This window comes from Haloplanus sp. XH21 (assembly GCF_023276355.1).
GTDB classification, from domain to species: domain Archaea; phylum Halobacteriota; class Halobacteria; order Halobacteriales; family Haloferacaceae; genus Haloplanus; species Haloplanus halobius.
In genome coordinates this window covers 2,411,103-2,425,275 of record NZ_JALLPL010000001.1, presented here as the reverse complement: position 1 = coordinate 2,425,275, position 14,173 = coordinate 2,411,103, and the positions used below count along the sequence as shown (strand labels likewise).

Here is a 14,173-nt window from a genome sequence, read left to right as displayed (position 1 = left end):
GAATATTATCATTATCAATCATTAACTTTATCCACCCTCCTGCCATCCTGCCGGATGCAATGCACGTACGCACCCATCGCCCCGCGGCGAACAGGACCGGCAGACGACCGACTCGCGACACCCCACCAACGACATGGACCCCACGACCCAACGCGAATACGACGACGAACTAGCACAGCAAGCCCCTCTCGTCCCCGACCTCGGGCGCACCGACGGCCGGCGGACGATGACCGACGGCAGTGGGCTGCGGACGGATCTCACGACACAGCGCACATACGACGACGAACTGGCACAGGAGGCCCCGCTCGTTCCCGACCTCGGCCGCCCGAACAGCAACGGACCCGACACGGCGGGAGACCGATGAGACCCGACGAACTCGACCCCGATCCGATGACGCGGGACGTCGACAACCCCGCGGCGCGCGAGTTCCGGGACCGACTGAACGACCAGCAGTTCGTGTTCGCGCCCGGCCTCTATCACGCCCTCGACGCTCGTCTCGCCGAGATGACGGGCCACGACGCCGTCTACATGAGCGGCTACTCGACCGTCCTCGGTCAGTTCGGCTTCCCCGACCTGGAGATGGTGACGATGACCGAGATGGTCGAGAACGCAAAGCGGATCGCCGAAGCGACGACCCTGCCCGTCGTCGCGGACTGTGACACCGGCTACGGCGGCATCCACAACGTCCGGCGCGCCGTCCGCGAGTACGAGAAGGCCGGCGTCGCGGCGATTCACATCGAGGACCAGACGACGCCAAAGCGGTGTGGCCACATCGCGGGCAAGCAGATCGTCTCCCGCGAGGACGCCGAGGCCCGCTTTCGCGCCGCCGTCGACGCCAAACAGTGCGAGGACACCGTCATCATCGCCCGCACCGACGCCTACGGGTCGGCCAACGGCGACTGGGACGAACACCTGGAGCGCGGGCGCCTCTACGCCGACGCCGGTGTCGACCTGGTCTGGCCGGAGATGCCCGACCCCTCGCGCGAGGACGCCGTCGAGTACGCCGAGACCATCCACGAGACCCACCCCGATCTGGATCTCGCGTTCAACTACTCCTCGTCGTTCGCGTGGTCGGAGGAGGACGACCCGCTGACGTTCGCGGAACTGGGTGACCTCGGCTACAAGTACATCTTCATCACCCTCTTCGGCCTCCATTCGGGCGCCCACGCCGTCTACGAGGACTTCGCGGCGCTCGCCGAGGAGGACGAACGCGCACAGTTCGACCTCGAAGACCGTTATCTCGGCCACCCGACGGAGAGTCACCACGAACTCTCCTTCGTCGACCGGTTCCAGGACATCGAGGCCGAATTCGACCCCGAGGCCCGTCGTCGGATGCAGGAGTCCGATGGCTTCAGCGAGGACGAACGCGATCCCATCTCGACCGACGAGGAGGGTGAGGCGCCGACGCCGAACGACGACTGACCGCGCCGCTTTTTTTCGTTACAGCAGCGCGCCGACCGCCCAGAGCGTCAGCATCCCCGCTACGATGGTCGCGAACATGTCCTCGGTCCGCCAGGCGACGACGCCCGCCACGAGGCCGGCGGCGATCCGGCCGTCGACGAGCGTCGCGGTGACCGTCGGTCCCGGTTGTACTACCGCGGGCGCCACGAGCGCCGCCAGCACCGCCGCCGGAACGAACCGGAGTGCGTGTTCGAGCCGGGGCGGCATGCCGTCGATACGCCCGGACAGGTAGATGAACGAGTAGCGGATGCAGAACGTGAGCACGCCGACCACGAGGACCACCCCCCAGATCGACAGCGGGCCGTAGTCCGTCGTCACGCCGCCGACCCCCTGTCGGCGAGCAGTCCGGCGAGGACGCCTGCGATCGCCCCGAGCAGAAGACCGAGATTCAGCGGGAGCCCAGCCCCGGCGACGGCGACGCCGCCCCCGACGAGGGCCGCCACCAGGTGCGGCCGGTCGGTCAGTCGCGGCACGAGCAAGGCGAGGAAGACGAGCGGGACGGCGAAGCCGACGTTCCACCCCGGGGGGATGCCTGCACCGAGGACGATTCCCGCGACGGTCGCAGCCTGCCAGACCGCCCAGATCGCTCCCGCGGCGCCGAGATAGTACCAGCGACGGTCCGTCTCGCTCTCGGCGACGAACTCGTCGATCGCCAGAGCGTAGGACATGTCCGTGAGGAAGTAGGCACACGTGGCGCGCCACCGGCGCTGTAGCGACTCGAAATACGGCGCGATCGACGCCGAGTACATCGACATCCGGAGGTTGATGACGGTGGCTGTGAGGACGACCACCGCGAGCGGGGCGTCCTCGGCGAGCAACTCGACGGCGGCGAGTTGTGACGCGCCCGCGAAGACGACGAGGGAGAGGCCCATGGCCTGCAGCGGCGACAGGCCCGCGTCGATGGCCGCGACGCCGGTCACGAGACCGAACGGGAGTAAGCCCAGAAGGAGGGGGAGCATCGACCGCACCCCGTCGACGAAGTCGGTCGGCACCCGGAAGCCGCGCATACCACACCCTGTAGCGTCGCCGGGCAACGACCTTTCGGTTTACAGGTCCTCGACCAGCGAAGCGACGAACGCGATCTCGTCCTCGTTGACCGTATGCCCCATCCCCTCGTAGATGCGCTCGGTCACGTCGGCGTCGAGGCGGTCGTACACGGTCGTCGACGCGTGGACCCGTTCTTCGGGAATGTGCGGGTCGACGTCGCTACAGCCGAAGAAGGCGGGCGTCCCGTCCAGCGACCCCGTGTAGTCGTCCGGATCGACGCTATCGCCGATGAGCCCGCCACTCAGGGCGACGATGCCACCGTAGCGGGTCGGGTTTCGGGCGGCGAACTCGCTGGCGAGACAGGCGCCCTGCGAGAACCCCAACAGCGCCGTCCGTTCCGTCGGAATCCCGGCGTCGGCGGCCCGGTCGAGCGTCGCTTCGACTTTCCCGAGCGCGCTGGACAGGTGTGGTTCGTTGTCCGCGACGGGCGCGAGAAACGAGTTCGGATACCACTCGTTGTTCGCGGCCTGCGGCGCGAGAAACGCCACGCCGGGCCGGTGGAACTCGCTCGCCATCCCGAGGATGCTCCGCGCGCTCGCGCCCCGTCCGTGGAGCAGGACGACCGCGGCGTCGGCGGCCGACGGATCGGTGCCCGCGGTCATGACTGGTTCGTCCGCGTGGACGTCGCTCATGGCTGCCTCCTCGTCGCGTCGAGCGGGTGTTCGTTCACGCACTCACCAGGACCCCTGACGACTTCAATCCCGCGTCGGCGTCTCCCGGCCGATGACGGCGGCCTCACGGATCTCCAGGGCCGTTTCGAACTCCTCGCGCCGGTCGGTTTCGGAGCCGATCCGGCGCAGTTGCTGGGCGTGTGTCCGGGCCACGGCGTCACGTTCCCGACGACTCAGGCCGAGACGGTCGCCGACCGTCGCCCAGTGGTCGGTCGGCACCAGGAACACCTCCCGCTCGTCGGTGGCGGCGACGCGTTCGAACTCCTGGCGGTAGGTGTCGAGGCGGTCGCCGAGGTCGGCCTGCACCTGTCGCAGCACCGAAGACAGAGTGCTCGGCCCCACGCTGGCCTTCGCGGCCGAGAGCATGAACACCTGGCCGTCGATCGGCGTCTCCGACGCACCGGCCACGCTCATCCTCCAGCGCGCATCGCTTTCTGTGCGAAGCGCTCGATGAGCGGGTCGAGCACGTCGGGATCGCCCTCGAAGACGAAGTCGATCTGGGTCAGCGACATCGAGGGCCCGACCGTCATGGTCTGCTCGGAGAGCGTCGCCTCCCAGCCCTCGCCCTCGACGTGGTCGTCGTCGACCTGCTCGCCACCCAGCGTTTCGAGATACTGGATCGCCAGGCGTTTCGAGATACCGCGAAACGAGCGCTCGCGGCGGACCCACTCGTCACTCATGCGCCACCAGCTACCGGCGGGAACACCGACAGCGTGTCGCCGTCTTCCATCACGGTGTCAGTGCCCTCCATATGCAACACTTCGCGCCCGTTTTTCAGAATGTTGAGATTCGGCTGTAGGCCGCCCTCGTCGTCGAGGATTTGTCCTTCGAGACCGCCGTATTCGGATTCGAGGGTCGCAAGGACCTCTCCGACGGTCGCGCCATCCTCGAACTCGTGTTCGAGCGTCTTCTGGCCGACCGCTTCGCGGAACGTGGCGAAAAACCGCAGTTCCAGATCCATGTCTCCTATTGCGGGCGCGGGCGTAAAAAGTCACGCGACACAGTGTGTCGATTGCGTCCTACCGGTCGCGCAGACGGATGCCGTCCTCGACGGTCCGGTAGTTGCGCTCGCGGTCGAGTCGTTCCGCGACCCAGCCGACCTCCTGGATCTGCATGATGAGGTCAGCCTGCAGGTTTCGCCACGCGATGGCGTAGATGGGCGACTGTCCCCACGCGCGGAGTTCGGGAACGAACTCGTCGTACTGTTCGAGCTGGTCCTCGAGGCGTTCGAGCGCGTCGACGACGCCCTGTGCGGCCTGGCTCTCGTCATCGGCGGCCTCGACGGCCTGATTGAGGCGTGCTTCGAGACCGGCGACGGCGCGCTGCATGTCCTGCTTGGCCGCCTCGTCCTCCTCCGGGAGCGATTCGAGAATCTGCTTCGGGACGCCAAGATCGAACTCGTCCATACCGTCGGGTAGCCAGCGAGCGGTAAAAGGCTCCCGAACGCTACCCGAGAAAGTCGCGCAACTCGGCGGCACACGATCGACAGAGCAACACCTGGAGTTCGCCCTCGGCGTCGAGCAGATCCAGCGCGCCGTAGACGTGGCCGGGTTCGATGGTTGTCCCACACCGATAACAGGGGTGCGGGCGGGACGGGTTCGACCCCGTCGTGGCGTCCTCGGTCATCGGTCGGGTCGGTCGCGTCGACGGTTCCGGTCGACGCCGCCGGCCGGTTCGGGTGGCGCGTCGTCGTCGTCGAGCGGCGTCTCGTCGTCGACGACCTCTGATAAGCCCAGTCGGTCGACCGTCCGGCGGGTCGGGATGCCGTCGGTCGACCAGCCACGCGCCAGGTAGTAGCCGTCGAGCATCGCGTCGAACGCGTCGCGGTCGATGGCCCGCCCCTCCGCGGGGCCGTCGGGCATCGGCGTCTCGAAGACGTCCGGCAGCGAGTCGTCCGCGCGGTCGAACCCCTCGCGGACGTTGAACAGCCGAACGAGCGTCCAGACGCGTTCGCCGAGCGTCGCCAGCGTCTCGCGGTCGTACTCGAGGCCGACCGCCCGTAGCCACTCCACGCCGAGGTCCTCCCACATGGTCTCGCCGGCGAAGTCGTCGACGACGAGACTCCAGAGCACGGCGCGGGCGTTCTGTGCCCCGATCACCGTGGTGACACGGTCCGCGGTGGTCCAGGCGTCGCGCTCGAACGCTTCCTGTTCGACCGGTCGGGCGCGGCGGTGACAGCCACCCCGGTCGCTGGTGGCGTACGCCAGGGCCATGCCGGCTGCGCCCCGCGGATCGTACGCCGGTAGTTCCATCGATTTGACCGTCGGCACGCCCTCGTCGTCCGCCGTGTCGGCGGCGTCCACGCCGTCGGCGAGCGCGTCGCCCAGGTCGGACGAGCGCGCCGCGATGGCGTTGAGCAGGTCGGCCGCGGCGTCGGCGTCGCCGAACGAGAGGGACGACTCGTCCGTCCGCATCGCCCACGCCACGGCGTTGCCGGCGCTGATGACGTCCATCCCGAGGCGGTCACAGCGCGCGCCGAGACGCGCCACGTCGTCGAAGTCGTCGATGCCCAGGCCCGCGCCGAGCGACATCAGGCCGCCGCCGCGGGGGACCGTCTCGCCGTCGTCGGTGTCGACGCGGAACCCGCCCGGCACCGCGTCGTCCGCGTTCTCCCGTCCGGTGGCGGCCTCGCGGACCGCCTCGACGCCGATGTCGCCGGCGTCCTCGAACGAGCCACCCTGCCATCCCCGGGTGGACAGGACGCCCACTTCGTTGGCGAAGTCGACGCTCTCGACCGTCTCGCCAGCGGCCTGCCAGCGGCCGGTGTCGTCGTCGCGATACGCGTCGTCGTAGCGGTCGCGGAGCGCGGCCAGATCGGCCGACTGGTCCGGTGGGTCGCCGCTGACGGCGACGGCTTTCAGGCGCTTTGCCCCCATCACCGCGCCGGCTCCGCCGCGCCCGGCGTGGTGGTCGCCGCCGTCGGACGCGATCGTCGCGTACGCGACCTGATTCTCGCCGGCAGGGCCGATACAGGCGACCGATCCGTCGAGGGCGTCGTCGACGGCGGCGGTGTCCGCGCCCCACAGATCGCTCGCGTCCGAGAGGGTCGCCGTGCCGTCCGCGACGGTGAGCGTCAGGGGGTGGTCGGCCGCGCCCTGAATGAGCAGGCCGAACGCCTCCGGGAGGGCACCGGCGAGGGCGTCGGCGAACGATCCGCCGCTGTAGGAGTCGAGAAAGGTCCCCGTCAGCGGCGACTTGGTGACGGCGGCGTATCGCGACTCTCCGGGGAGATAGCCCGAGAGCGGGCCGAGCAGGAGGGCAAGGCGGTTGTCGGGGCCGAGCGGGTCAGTCCCGGCGTCGAGTTCCTCGTAGAGGTATCTCGCGCCGAGGCCCTTGCCGCCCAGGAAGTCCCGTCGCCACGCGGCGGGCACGCGCTCCCGTTCGACGGTCTCCGCGGAGAGATCCACCCGGATCACGTCGCGACGGACGGGCGATGACATCGCCCGACGTAGTTGGGAGACGGTGTTAAGCGTTGTCCTCGCCCGCGACGTGTCGCATTTCGACGGCGACGCCACGGCTGCTCTCGCGCATCTCCGGGCCGCTCATCTCCGCCCGTCCCACGCCGAAGGCAGATGGCCCGGAGACGACCACCTCGTCGCCGACGCGGATGTCGCTGTCGGCGTCAGTGATTCCGGGCGCGAGGACGCTCCCGTGGGGGACGAACGCGTCGATGTCGACCCGCTTGGTCGGCGCGTCGCTCTCGACCCAGTGGCGGGCGCCTTCGAGCGTGAAGGAGAGGACGCCGTACTGGGGCACCTGCGCCGCGAGCTGCGTGTCGTTCTCGTCCCGTGCTTGGAGTTTGGGGTGGCGGCTCGTCGTCCGCAGGTCCGGAAACAGGTCGTCGCCCGCGCCATCGCCGAACTGGTAGTCCGCGATGGCCCGAATCGTGTTGTGCTGGCGCTCGCGTTTCGAGTATTTGAGCTCGCCCTCCAGTGCCCCGGCGAGGTTCGACAGCGACGCGCTGGTGGTGGGGTGGTCCTCGACGGTGTACTCGAAGGGCACGTCCACCTGCGCTTCGACCCGTTCGCAGATGTCGCGGTAGCCCTCGCCGGGGACGTGGGCGATGACGCGCGGGTAGTCGTTGCGCTCCAGATACCGTTCGAGCACCGCGGCGACGAACGCCTTCTCGCCTTCGGTCCAGTTGCCCGTCACGACCGCGTCGTAATGCTGGGCGGGGTAGGTACACTCCAGTTCCTGCGGGACGACGCCGATGGGCGAGGTCATGGAGGCGAGGTGGCCGCGGTACTGGATGGCGCGGTGGAACTGCGCGTGACTCTGGGAGTCGCTGTAGGGTTTGCGCGCGGAACACGGCACCAGCACCAGCGGGTTCGAGAACCGGTTGCGGTACCGCGAGGTGACCCGGTCGGCGAAGCGCTGGATTTCGACCCGGCTGAGGGTGTCCTCGCTCGCGGCGCTGAGTTCCACGTCCCGGACGACCGGCGTCCGCTGTTCGAGGTAGGCGTACTCCTGGTCGAACTCGCGGAAGGTGGCGGTCAGCCAGTTCTCGTGGCGGGCCTGGCCCTCCAGGTAGTCGCGCAAGCGCCCCCGTCGGATGCGAGTGCGCACCGTCGACAGCGCCGCCCGGAGCGCCGCGACGTTGTGTTCGACGCAGTCCTCGCGGGTGAACTCCTCGATGGGCGGGTCCGAGGGGAAGGCGTCGGGGAGTTCGGCGAGCTCGTCGAGGTGGTACTCGCCCTCGGTCGTACAGTAGATGCCCTGCCGGCCCTTGACGCGAGCGAGTTTGGTGTCGACGAGGTCCGCCCCCGCCGAGACGAGCGTCGCGACGTTCGCGGGCGTGGCGACGCCGGCGAGATAGAGCGCGGTGTCGGCCGGAATCGCTTCCCGGACGGCGATCATCTCGTCGCGGAAGGACTCGCCGTGGCCGACGACCCCCGACGCGGTGGAGAGCACGTACGCGTCACAGCCGTGGTCGTCGGCCGCCGCCGCCGTCACGACGCCCGCGCTCGGGTGGTCGACGTCGGGGTAGTCGACCGCGAAGGACTCCTGGACCGTCGGATCGGTGCCCGCCGGGAACGACCGGTGAGGGAGCACGGTCAACTCGGCGTCGCTCCCGTCGGGCATCTCCCGGTCGGTGTTCCAGAGGCTGCCGGCGTCGACGACGAACTCGTCGGCGAGCGCCGGTGTCGTCACGGGGTCGCGCAGGCGGAGTTCGCCCAGGCGTGCGGCCCCGTCACGCCCGTGGACTTCGAAATACTCGGTCATGCCCCACTCTCGTCGTGGACGCCGAACTATGTTGCGTTCCGCGTCGGCGGGGCCGCGGTGACAGGGTGGTCGCGTCGGCGCGATGCTACGCCCGCCCGGCCCCTAGTCCGCTCGCTCGTGCAGCGCGTCGAGGGTCACGCCGGGCGGGACGAGCGCCAGCGCCGACGCGGGCCAGTCGTCGTGTGAGAGCGTCACGTCCGTCTCGGGGTGGGTCTCGACGAGTCGGGCGACGCCGCGCGCCGCCGCCTCGTAGGCCGCGTCGTCGAGGCGATCCGGGAGTTCGGCGGTGAGGGGGTAGGTTTCGGAGAGCGCGCGCGGCGCGGGGCCGAAGGGAGGGAGCACGCGCCACGTGGCGTCGAACTGATCGGCCGAGGGCGATGCGCCTTCGGTCAGGAGCAGGCTGTCGGGCGTCTCCAGGCGATCGAGGCGGTCCTGGTGTCGGCGCACCTCGGGCCGGCGCGCGCTCTCGGCCGAACAGTAGAAAAACGACCCTTTCGACGCGGGGTCGGCCCGTTCCAACTGGTCGGCGTGATCCAGCAGCGCGCGGTAGCCGTCGAGCATCGCGGGATGGTTCCGGGCTCGCGTCTCGACGAGTTCGAGCAGGTTGCCCGCACGGATGGCCTGCTTGATCCGACGCATCTCGCCGAAGGAGACGTGGAGGTTGTGTTCGGCCAGCAGGCGTTCCCGTTCCGCGTCGGACTCTGCGCGGATGCCGGCGGGCGTCCATTCCGTACAGATCGGGCACTCACAGGGGAAGTATTCGAGATCAGCGAGATGCTTCGTGCCGTGGACGGTGAGATAGCGGTCGTCGCGGGCGTAGATGGCGTAGGCGGCGGAGTCGAAGAGGTCACAGCCCATCGCAACGGCGAGGGCGAACATCATGGGGTGACCGGCGCCGAAGAGGTGGACGGGTGCGTCGGCGCCGAGGCCGCGTTTGGCGGCCGCAACGATGTCGACCACGTCGGCGTAGCGGTAGTCGTTCATCAGGGGGACGACGGCGCCGACGGGAAAGACGTCGAGGTCGGTCGCGTCGGCGTGGCGGGCAGCCGCCTCCCGCAGGTCGAGGTTGGTCGAGCCCTGGATCGGCGCGTTGACGAGCATCTCGCCCGTCTCGACGGTTTCGGCGTCGGCGAGCGCCTGCTCGGTCGTTTCGAGGTCCGCTTCGGCCGTCTCGCGGGTCGCGTCCGGTGGCGTGGGCACGTCCACCGGCGTCGCCACGTCGGAGCCGATGGCGTGCTGGAACTCCAGGATTTCCTCGGTCGTCACGTCGATGTCGCCGTACTCGGCCAGTTGGAAGGAGCCGGAGTCGGTGACGATGGCGCCCGAGAAGTCGAGCATGTCGTGGAGACCCTCCGCGAGCGCCCGTTCGCGCAGGTCGTCGGTGCCGCGGATGATGTAGGCGTTGGTGATGAGCATCTCGGCGCCGAACTCGGCTTCGAGACGGGCGGGCGACACCGTCCGAATGTTCGGGTTGATGACGGGGAGCAACGCCGGCGTCTCGACGGTCCGGCCGGCGCGGGGGACGGTCAGCTCCCCGATACGGCCGAGGGCGTCGCCGTCCCGTAGCTCGAAGCACTCGCGCATACGCTCGCCTTTTCGGGGCGCGGCGGTAAGGGTTCCGTTCCCCTCATACGGTTTATTGTCAGCCAGTACCGGTGGGTCGCTGGACCGCCCCAGCGACCCACCGGTAAACAGTTACAATAATCCGGATCAGACCGGGACGGCGCTCAGACCCTCGACGAGGAGGTGGCTTGTCGTCGCCGACTCGTCGGGGAAGGCCCCGGACTCGCTCAGTTGGATCGCGAGGTAGGTGATCGCGAACAGCGTCGCGTTGTACGCGCCGTGGACCAGCGCGGGCACGACGAGGTTGTCGGTCAGTTCGTAGACGGCACCGAACACGAGTGCGGGGAAAAAGAGCACCGTCACGGTGACGAGGCGCCCGCCCGCGCCGCCCGTCAGCGCGATGTAGTGAATGGCGGCGAAGATGGCGCTGGCCAGCACTACGCCCGGGATGGCGTCGAACGACTCCCGGAGTCGACTCTGGACGATGCCGCGAAAGAGCAGTTCCTCACCGGGGCCGATGAGGAGAAACGAGGCGGGAATCAGCCACAACAGGACGCTCGCGTCGGCGCCGATGATCTGTGAGACCTGATTCTCGCCCGCGGGGACGCTCGTGATGGTGATGACGACCGCTCCGCTGATGGCGGCCACGATGGCCGCCGCGTAGCCAGCGACGATGACGAGGAGGTCGCGCAGATTCGGCACGCGAACGCCGAGGTCATCGAGGGCCCAGCCGTGGACAGTGAGATAGCCGAGGGCGACGCCACCGAAGGCGAGGCCTTGCATCGCCACGAGCGAGACGACGAGAAACCGGGCCGGCGAGAGGTCGACGCCGACCGTAGCGAGGAGTCGCAGGAGGACGTACACCAGCGCGAGGCCGACGCCGAGGCCGACGGCGGACACCACTAGGGCGACGACGACGGCCCGAAGGTGGGCCGTCGTCCGTTCGTCGAGCGGGGACATACGCGTCCCTGCGTCCGGGCGTCGGAAAACCCTTCCTGCCACCGCGAGTACGAACCCTTACGGTACCCCCACGCCAACGCCCGCCGATGAGTTCGGTTCCCGAACGGAGCGAGATCGACGCCGAGCACAAGTGGGCGCTGGAGAGCATCTTCGCGAGCGACGAGGAGTGGGACGACGCCTTCGAGGACGTCCGCGATCGGGTGAACGACCTGTCGGCCTATGAGGGCCGGGTCACCGAAAGCGCCGAGACCCTCCTCGAACTGCTCGAACTCCGCGCGGACCTCCTGCGGGACGTATCGACGGTGTCGACCTACGCCAACCTGCGGAGTAGCGAGGACACCCGCAATCAGGAGTACCAGGCCATGTCGGCCCGGGCGGAGTCGCTCGCGGCCGACGCCCGGAGCGCGGCGAGTTTCGTCGAACCCGAACTGCAGGAACTCGACGAGGCGGACATCGAGGCGTTCGTCGAGCGTGAACCCGCGCTGGCCGAATACGAGCACTACTTCGACGATGTCCTCCGGCAGAAGCCGCACACGCGCTCGAAGGAAATCGAGGAGTTGCTGGCGGACCTTTCCGATGTGACCGACGCCGCCAGCGACGTGTACAGCATGCTCTCGAACGCGGACATGGAGTTCCCGACGGTCGAAGATCCCGAGGGCGAACCCGTCGAGATCTCGCTGGGCAACTTCACGAAACTCCAGAAGCGGCCGAACCGCGCCTTCCGGCGCGAGGTCCACGAGGCCTTCTACGACCGCTGGGACGACGTGCGAAACAGCGTGGGGACGGCGCTGAAAAAGAGCGTCACGGCCGACGTGAAACTCGCCCGTGCCCGAAACTACGACACCGCCCGCGAGGCGGCGCTCGACGGCCCGAACGTCCCCGTCGACGTTTACGACACGCTGCTTGAGACGGTGCGTGACAACCTCGACTACCTCCACCGCCACGCCGACCTGAAGGCGACGGCGCTCGGCGTCGATGACCTGCAGATGTGGGATCTCTACGCACCGATGGCGGCCGGCGACCCGCCGGAGATTCCGTACGAGCAGGCCGTCGATCACGTCGTCGAGGCGGTCGCCCCCCTGGGCGACGCCTATCAGGAGCGGATGGCCGAGGGTCTCGACTCCCGCTGGGTCGACGTGTACGAAAACCGCGGCAAGCGCTCGGGTGCGTTCTCCGCGGGCACCTACGACACCCAGCCGTTCATCCTGATGAACTACCAGGACGACGTGGCATCGATGTTCACGCTGGCCCACGAACTCGGCCACTCCATGCATTCGGAGCTGACCAACGAGGCCCAGCCCTGGCAGTACAGCAGTTACGACATCTTCGTCGCCGAGGTGGCGAGCACGGTCAACGAGACGCTGCTCACCCACCACCTCCTGGACACGATCGACGACGAGGCCGTCCGCCGGCACGTCCTCGACGAGTATCTGGAGCGCTTCCGGTCGACGCTGTTCCGGCAGACCATGTTCGCCGACTTCGAGTTGCGGATTCACGACATCGTGGAGGACGGCGGTGCGCTCACCCCGGACCGCTTCGACGACATCTACGGCGACCTGAAGGAGACGTACTACGAACCGGCAACCGTCGACGAGCGCATCGCCCGCGAGTGGATGCGGATTCCGCATTTCTACTACGGGTACTACGTCTACCAGTACAGCACGGGTCTCAGCGCGGCGACGGCCATCGTCGAGCGCATTCGCGAGGAGGGCGACCCCGCGGCCGCGGAGTACCGCGAGGCCCTTCGCATGGGCGGGAGCGCCTACCCCCTCGGTGTGCTCGAAACGGCAGGCGTCGATATGACGACGGCCGCACCCATCGAGGACGCCCTCGGCGTGTACGGCGCGTATCTCGACGAGATGGCGACGCTGGTCGAATAGGCCCGTTCCCCCCACGCGACCGGAGGGTTCGGAGACCCAAAGGCACATTTACGCCCACGCCATAGCAAGTGTAACCAATGTCACGGAGTCCGTCGCTCCCGGACCGTCCACGGCTCGACCTCGACCCCGAAATGTCCGATGCGGAGCGTCTCGACGCCATCCGCCAGCATTACGAGCGCATGGTCCGCGTCAACGAGGAACTCGAAGAGCGACTCGACGAGACCGACGAGCGCCGCGATGAGCTCATGGAGGAGGTCGACCACCTCAAACGGCGCAATGAGGTGCTGAAGACGTCCTCGCTGTACATCGCCACCGTCGAAGAGGTCGCCGACGAGGGCACGATCATCAAACAGCACGGCAACAACCAGGAGGTCCTGACGGAACCGTCGCCCCGCATCCGGAAGGAACTCTCGGCGGGCGACCGCGTCGCCGTCAACGACTCCTTCAGCGTCCAGACCGTCCTCGACGACGAGACCGACTCCCGCGCCCAGGCCATGGAGGTCGAGGAGTCGCCCGAGGTCACCTACGACGACATCGGCGGCATCGACGAGCAGGTGCGCGAAGTGCGCGAGGCCGTCGAGGACCCGCTGCTGACGCCGGAACTGTTCGAGGAAGTCGGCGTCGACCCGCCCTCGGGCGTCCTCCTGCACGGCCCGCCGGGTACCGGGAAGACGATGCTCGCCAAAGCGGTCGCCAATGAAACCGACGCCACCTTCATCAAGATGGCCGGCTCGGAGCTGGTGCGGAAGTTCATCGGCGAGGGCTCGCGGCTGGTGCGTGACCTGTTCGAACTCGCAGAGGAACGCCAGCCCGCGGTCATCTTCATCGACGAAATCGACGCCGTCGCGGCCAAGCGGACGGACTCGAAGACCTCCGGCGACGCCGAAGTCCAGCGGACGATGATGCAGTTGCTCTCGGAGATGGACGGCTTCGACGACCGCGGCGAAATCCGCATCATGGCGGCGACCAACCGCTTCGACATGCTCGACGAGGCCATCCTCCGCCCCGGCCGGTTCGACCGCCTCATCGAAGTGCCCAAGCCGAACGTCGAGGGTCGCGCACAGATCCTCCGCATCCACACCCGCGACATGAACGTCGACGACGACGTGGACTTCGAGGCGCTGGCCGACGACCTCCCCGAGTACAGCGGGGCCGACCTCGCGTCGCTGGCCACCGAGGCCGGGATGTTCGCCATCCGCGACGACCGCACCGAGGTCCGGATGACCGACTTCCTCGACGCCAAGGCGAAGATCGAGGACAACGAGGATTCGGGGCCCGTGATGGCCTTCACCGACTACCAGTACTGATCGGGACCGCTCCCGTGTGACGGGGTCACACGCTCCGACGGCTTTTTACCCGGTGTCCGCG

At 68.3% G+C, this 14,173-nt stretch carries 16 protein-coding genes; 4 read left to right on the top strand and 12 right to left on the bottom strand.

Going from position 1 to position 14,173, the window contains the following annotated elements:
• Nucleotides 1-133 precede the first annotated feature (133 nt).
• Together MXB53_RS12755 and aceA are read left to right on the top strand one after the other, a co-directional pair.
• Complete coding sequence (locus MXB53_RS12755; protein WP_248897922.1) at nucleotides 134-364, top strand: hypothetical protein; 231 nt, start codon at nucleotides 134-136, stop codon at nucleotides 362-364.
• Nucleotides 361-1,422 (top strand): isocitrate lyase, encoded by a 1,062-nt coding sequence (aceA, locus tag MXB53_RS12750; RefSeq protein ID WP_248897921.1) that lies wholly within the window; start codon nucleotides 361-363, stop codon nucleotides 1,420-1,422. The genes MXB53_RS12755 and aceA overlap by 4 nt, the downstream gene beginning before the upstream one ends.
• An 18-nt stretch (nucleotides 1,423-1,440) precedes the next feature.
• Here aceA and MXB53_RS12745 read toward each other — a convergent pair whose 3' ends face one another.
• The 12 genes from MXB53_RS12745 to MXB53_RS12690 form a co-directional block, all read right to left on the bottom strand.
• A complete protein-coding gene (locus MXB53_RS12745) occupies nucleotides 1,441-1,779 on the bottom strand; it encodes an AzlD domain-containing protein (RefSeq protein ID WP_248897920.1) in 339 nt (112 codons plus the stop codon).
• A complete protein-coding gene (locus tag MXB53_RS12740; RefSeq protein ID WP_248897919.1) occupies nucleotides 1,776-2,468 on the bottom strand; it encodes an AzlC family ABC transporter permease in 693 nt (230 codons plus the stop codon). The genes MXB53_RS12745 and MXB53_RS12740 overlap by 4 nt, the downstream gene beginning before the upstream one ends.
• Before the next feature lie 39 nt (nucleotides 2,469-2,507).
• Nucleotides 2,508-3,140, bottom strand: coding sequence for an alpha/beta hydrolase (locus MXB53_RS12735; RefSeq protein ID WP_248897918.1), 633 nt, complete (start codon nucleotides 3,138-3,140; stop codon nucleotides 2,508-2,510).
• A 63-nt stretch (nucleotides 3,141-3,203) separates the two neighbouring features.
• Nucleotides 3,204-3,593, bottom strand: coding sequence for a DUF8048 family protein (locus tag MXB53_RS12730; RefSeq protein WP_248897917.1), 390 nt, complete (start codon nucleotides 3,591-3,593; stop codon nucleotides 3,204-3,206).
• Nucleotides 3,590-3,859, bottom strand: a complete 270-nt coding sequence (locus MXB53_RS12725) for a MoaD-like domain-containing protein (RefSeq protein ID WP_248897916.1) — start codon at nucleotides 3,857-3,859, stop codon at nucleotides 3,590-3,592. Before MXB53_RS12725 ends, MXB53_RS12730 begins: the two co-directional genes overlap by 4 nt.
• The gene (locus MXB53_RS12720) at nucleotides 3,856-4,140 is read right to left on the bottom strand and encodes a ubiquitin-like small modifier protein 1 (RefSeq protein ID WP_248897915.1); all 285 of its coding nucleotides are present in this window, start codon (nucleotides 4,138-4,140) and stop codon (nucleotides 3,856-3,858) included. The genes MXB53_RS12725 and MXB53_RS12720 overlap by 4 nt, the downstream gene beginning before the upstream one ends.
• Before the next feature lie 58 nt (nucleotides 4,141-4,198).
• Nucleotides 4,199-4,585 carry a DUF7971 family protein gene (locus MXB53_RS12715; RefSeq protein ID WP_248897914.1) on the bottom strand — a complete coding sequence of 129 codons (387 nt, stop codon included), beginning with the start codon at nucleotides 4,583-4,585 and terminating at the stop codon, nucleotides 4,199-4,201.
• 40 nt (nucleotides 4,586-4,625) lie between these two features.
• Entirely contained in the window at nucleotides 4,626-4,805 is a 180-nt protein-coding gene (locus MXB53_RS12710) for a hypothetical protein (RefSeq protein ID WP_248897913.1), read from the bottom strand.
• Nucleotides 4,802-6,619, bottom strand: a complete 1,818-nt coding sequence (locus tag MXB53_RS12705) for an aldehyde ferredoxin oxidoreductase family protein (RefSeq protein ID WP_248897912.1) — start codon at nucleotides 6,617-6,619, stop codon at nucleotides 4,802-4,804. Before MXB53_RS12705 ends, MXB53_RS12710 begins: the two co-directional genes overlap by 4 nt.
• A gap of 25 nt (nucleotides 6,620-6,644) precedes the next feature.
• Nucleotides 6,645-8,402, bottom strand: coding sequence for an archaeosine synthase subunit alpha (gene arcS, locus MXB53_RS12700; RefSeq protein WP_248897911.1), 1,758 nt, complete (start codon nucleotides 8,400-8,402; stop codon nucleotides 6,645-6,647).
• Between the two features lie 102 nt (nucleotides 8,403-8,504).
• On the bottom strand, nucleotides 8,505-9,986 hold the full coding sequence (gene tgtA / locus MXB53_RS12695) for a tRNA guanosine(15) transglycosylase TgtA (protein ID WP_248897910.1): 1,482 nt from the start codon (nucleotides 9,984-9,986) through the stop codon (nucleotides 8,505-8,507).
• Nucleotides 9,987-10,112: 126 nt separating this feature from the next.
• On the bottom strand, nucleotides 10,113-10,925 hold the full coding sequence (locus MXB53_RS12690; RefSeq protein WP_248897909.1) for a CPBP family intramembrane glutamic endopeptidase: 813 nt from the start codon (nucleotides 10,923-10,925) through the stop codon (nucleotides 10,113-10,115).
• An 86-nt stretch (nucleotides 10,926-11,011) separates the two neighbouring features.
• Here MXB53_RS12690 and pepF point away from each other — a divergent pair, with 86 nt between their 5' ends.
• Both pepF and pan2 read left to right on the top strand, forming a co-directional pair.
• Nucleotides 11,012-12,805, top strand: a complete 1,794-nt coding sequence (gene pepF / locus MXB53_RS12685; RefSeq protein WP_248897908.1) for an oligoendopeptidase F — start codon at nucleotides 11,012-11,014, stop codon at nucleotides 12,803-12,805.
• 77 nt (nucleotides 12,806-12,882) lie between these two features.
• Nucleotides 12,883-14,112: a proteasome-activating nucleotidase Pan2 gene (gene pan2, locus MXB53_RS12680; protein ID WP_248897907.1), complete on the top strand. Its 1,230-nt coding sequence runs from the start codon at nucleotides 12,883-12,885 to the stop codon at nucleotides 14,110-14,112.
• Nucleotides 14,113-14,173 lie beyond the last annotated feature (61 nt).

Coding starts and splice junctions, on each gene's coding strand:
- pan2 (WP_248897907.1), top strand. CDS start 12,883: ATGTCACGGAGTCCGTCGCTCCCGGACCGTCCACGGCTCGACCTCGAC.
- arcS (WP_248897911.1), bottom strand. CDS start 8,402: ATGACCGAGTATTTCGAAGTCCACGGGCGTGACGGGGCCGCACGCCTG.
- MXB53_RS12690 (WP_248897909.1), bottom strand. CDS start 10,925: ATGTCCCCGCTCGACGAACGGACGACGGCCCACCTTCGGGCCGTCGTC.
- MXB53_RS12720 (WP_248897915.1), bottom strand. CDS start 4,140: ATGGATCTGGAACTGCGGTTTTTCGCCACGTTCCGCGAAGCGGTCGGC.
- MXB53_RS12740 (WP_248897919.1), bottom strand. CDS start 2,468: ATGCGCGGCTTCCGGGTGCCGACCGACTTCGTCGACGGGGTGCGGTCG.
- MXB53_RS12705 (WP_248897912.1), bottom strand. CDS start 6,619: ATGTCATCGCCCGTCCGTCGCGACGTGATCCGGGTGGATCTCTCCGCG.
- MXB53_RS12730 (WP_248897917.1), bottom strand. CDS start 3,593: ATGAGCGTGGCCGGTGCGTCGGAGACGCCGATCGACGGCCAGGTGTTC.
- MXB53_RS12735 (WP_248897918.1), bottom strand. CDS start 3,140: ATGAGCGACGTCCACGCGGACGAACCAGTCATGACCGCGGGCACCGAT.
- MXB53_RS12755 (WP_248897922.1), top strand. CDS start 134: ATGGACCCCACGACCCAACGCGAATACGACGACGAACTAGCACAGCAA.
- MXB53_RS12710 (WP_248897913.1), bottom strand. CDS start 4,805: ATGACCGAGGACGCCACGACGGGGTCGAACCCGTCCCGCCCGCACCCC.
- aceA (WP_248897921.1), top strand. CDS start 361: ATGAGACCCGACGAACTCGACCCCGATCCGATGACGCGGGACGTCGAC.
- pepF (WP_248897908.1), top strand. CDS start 11,012: ATGAGTTCGGTTCCCGAACGGAGCGAGATCGACGCCGAGCACAAGTGG.
- MXB53_RS12725 (WP_248897916.1), bottom strand. CDS start 3,859: ATGAGTGACGAGTGGGTCCGCCGCGAGCGCTCGTTTCGCGGTATCTCG.
- MXB53_RS12715 (WP_248897914.1), bottom strand. CDS start 4,585: ATGGACGAGTTCGATCTTGGCGTCCCGAAGCAGATTCTCGAATCGCTC.
- tgtA (WP_248897910.1), bottom strand. CDS start 9,986: ATGCGCGAGTGCTTCGAGCTACGGGACGGCGACGCCCTCGGCCGTATC.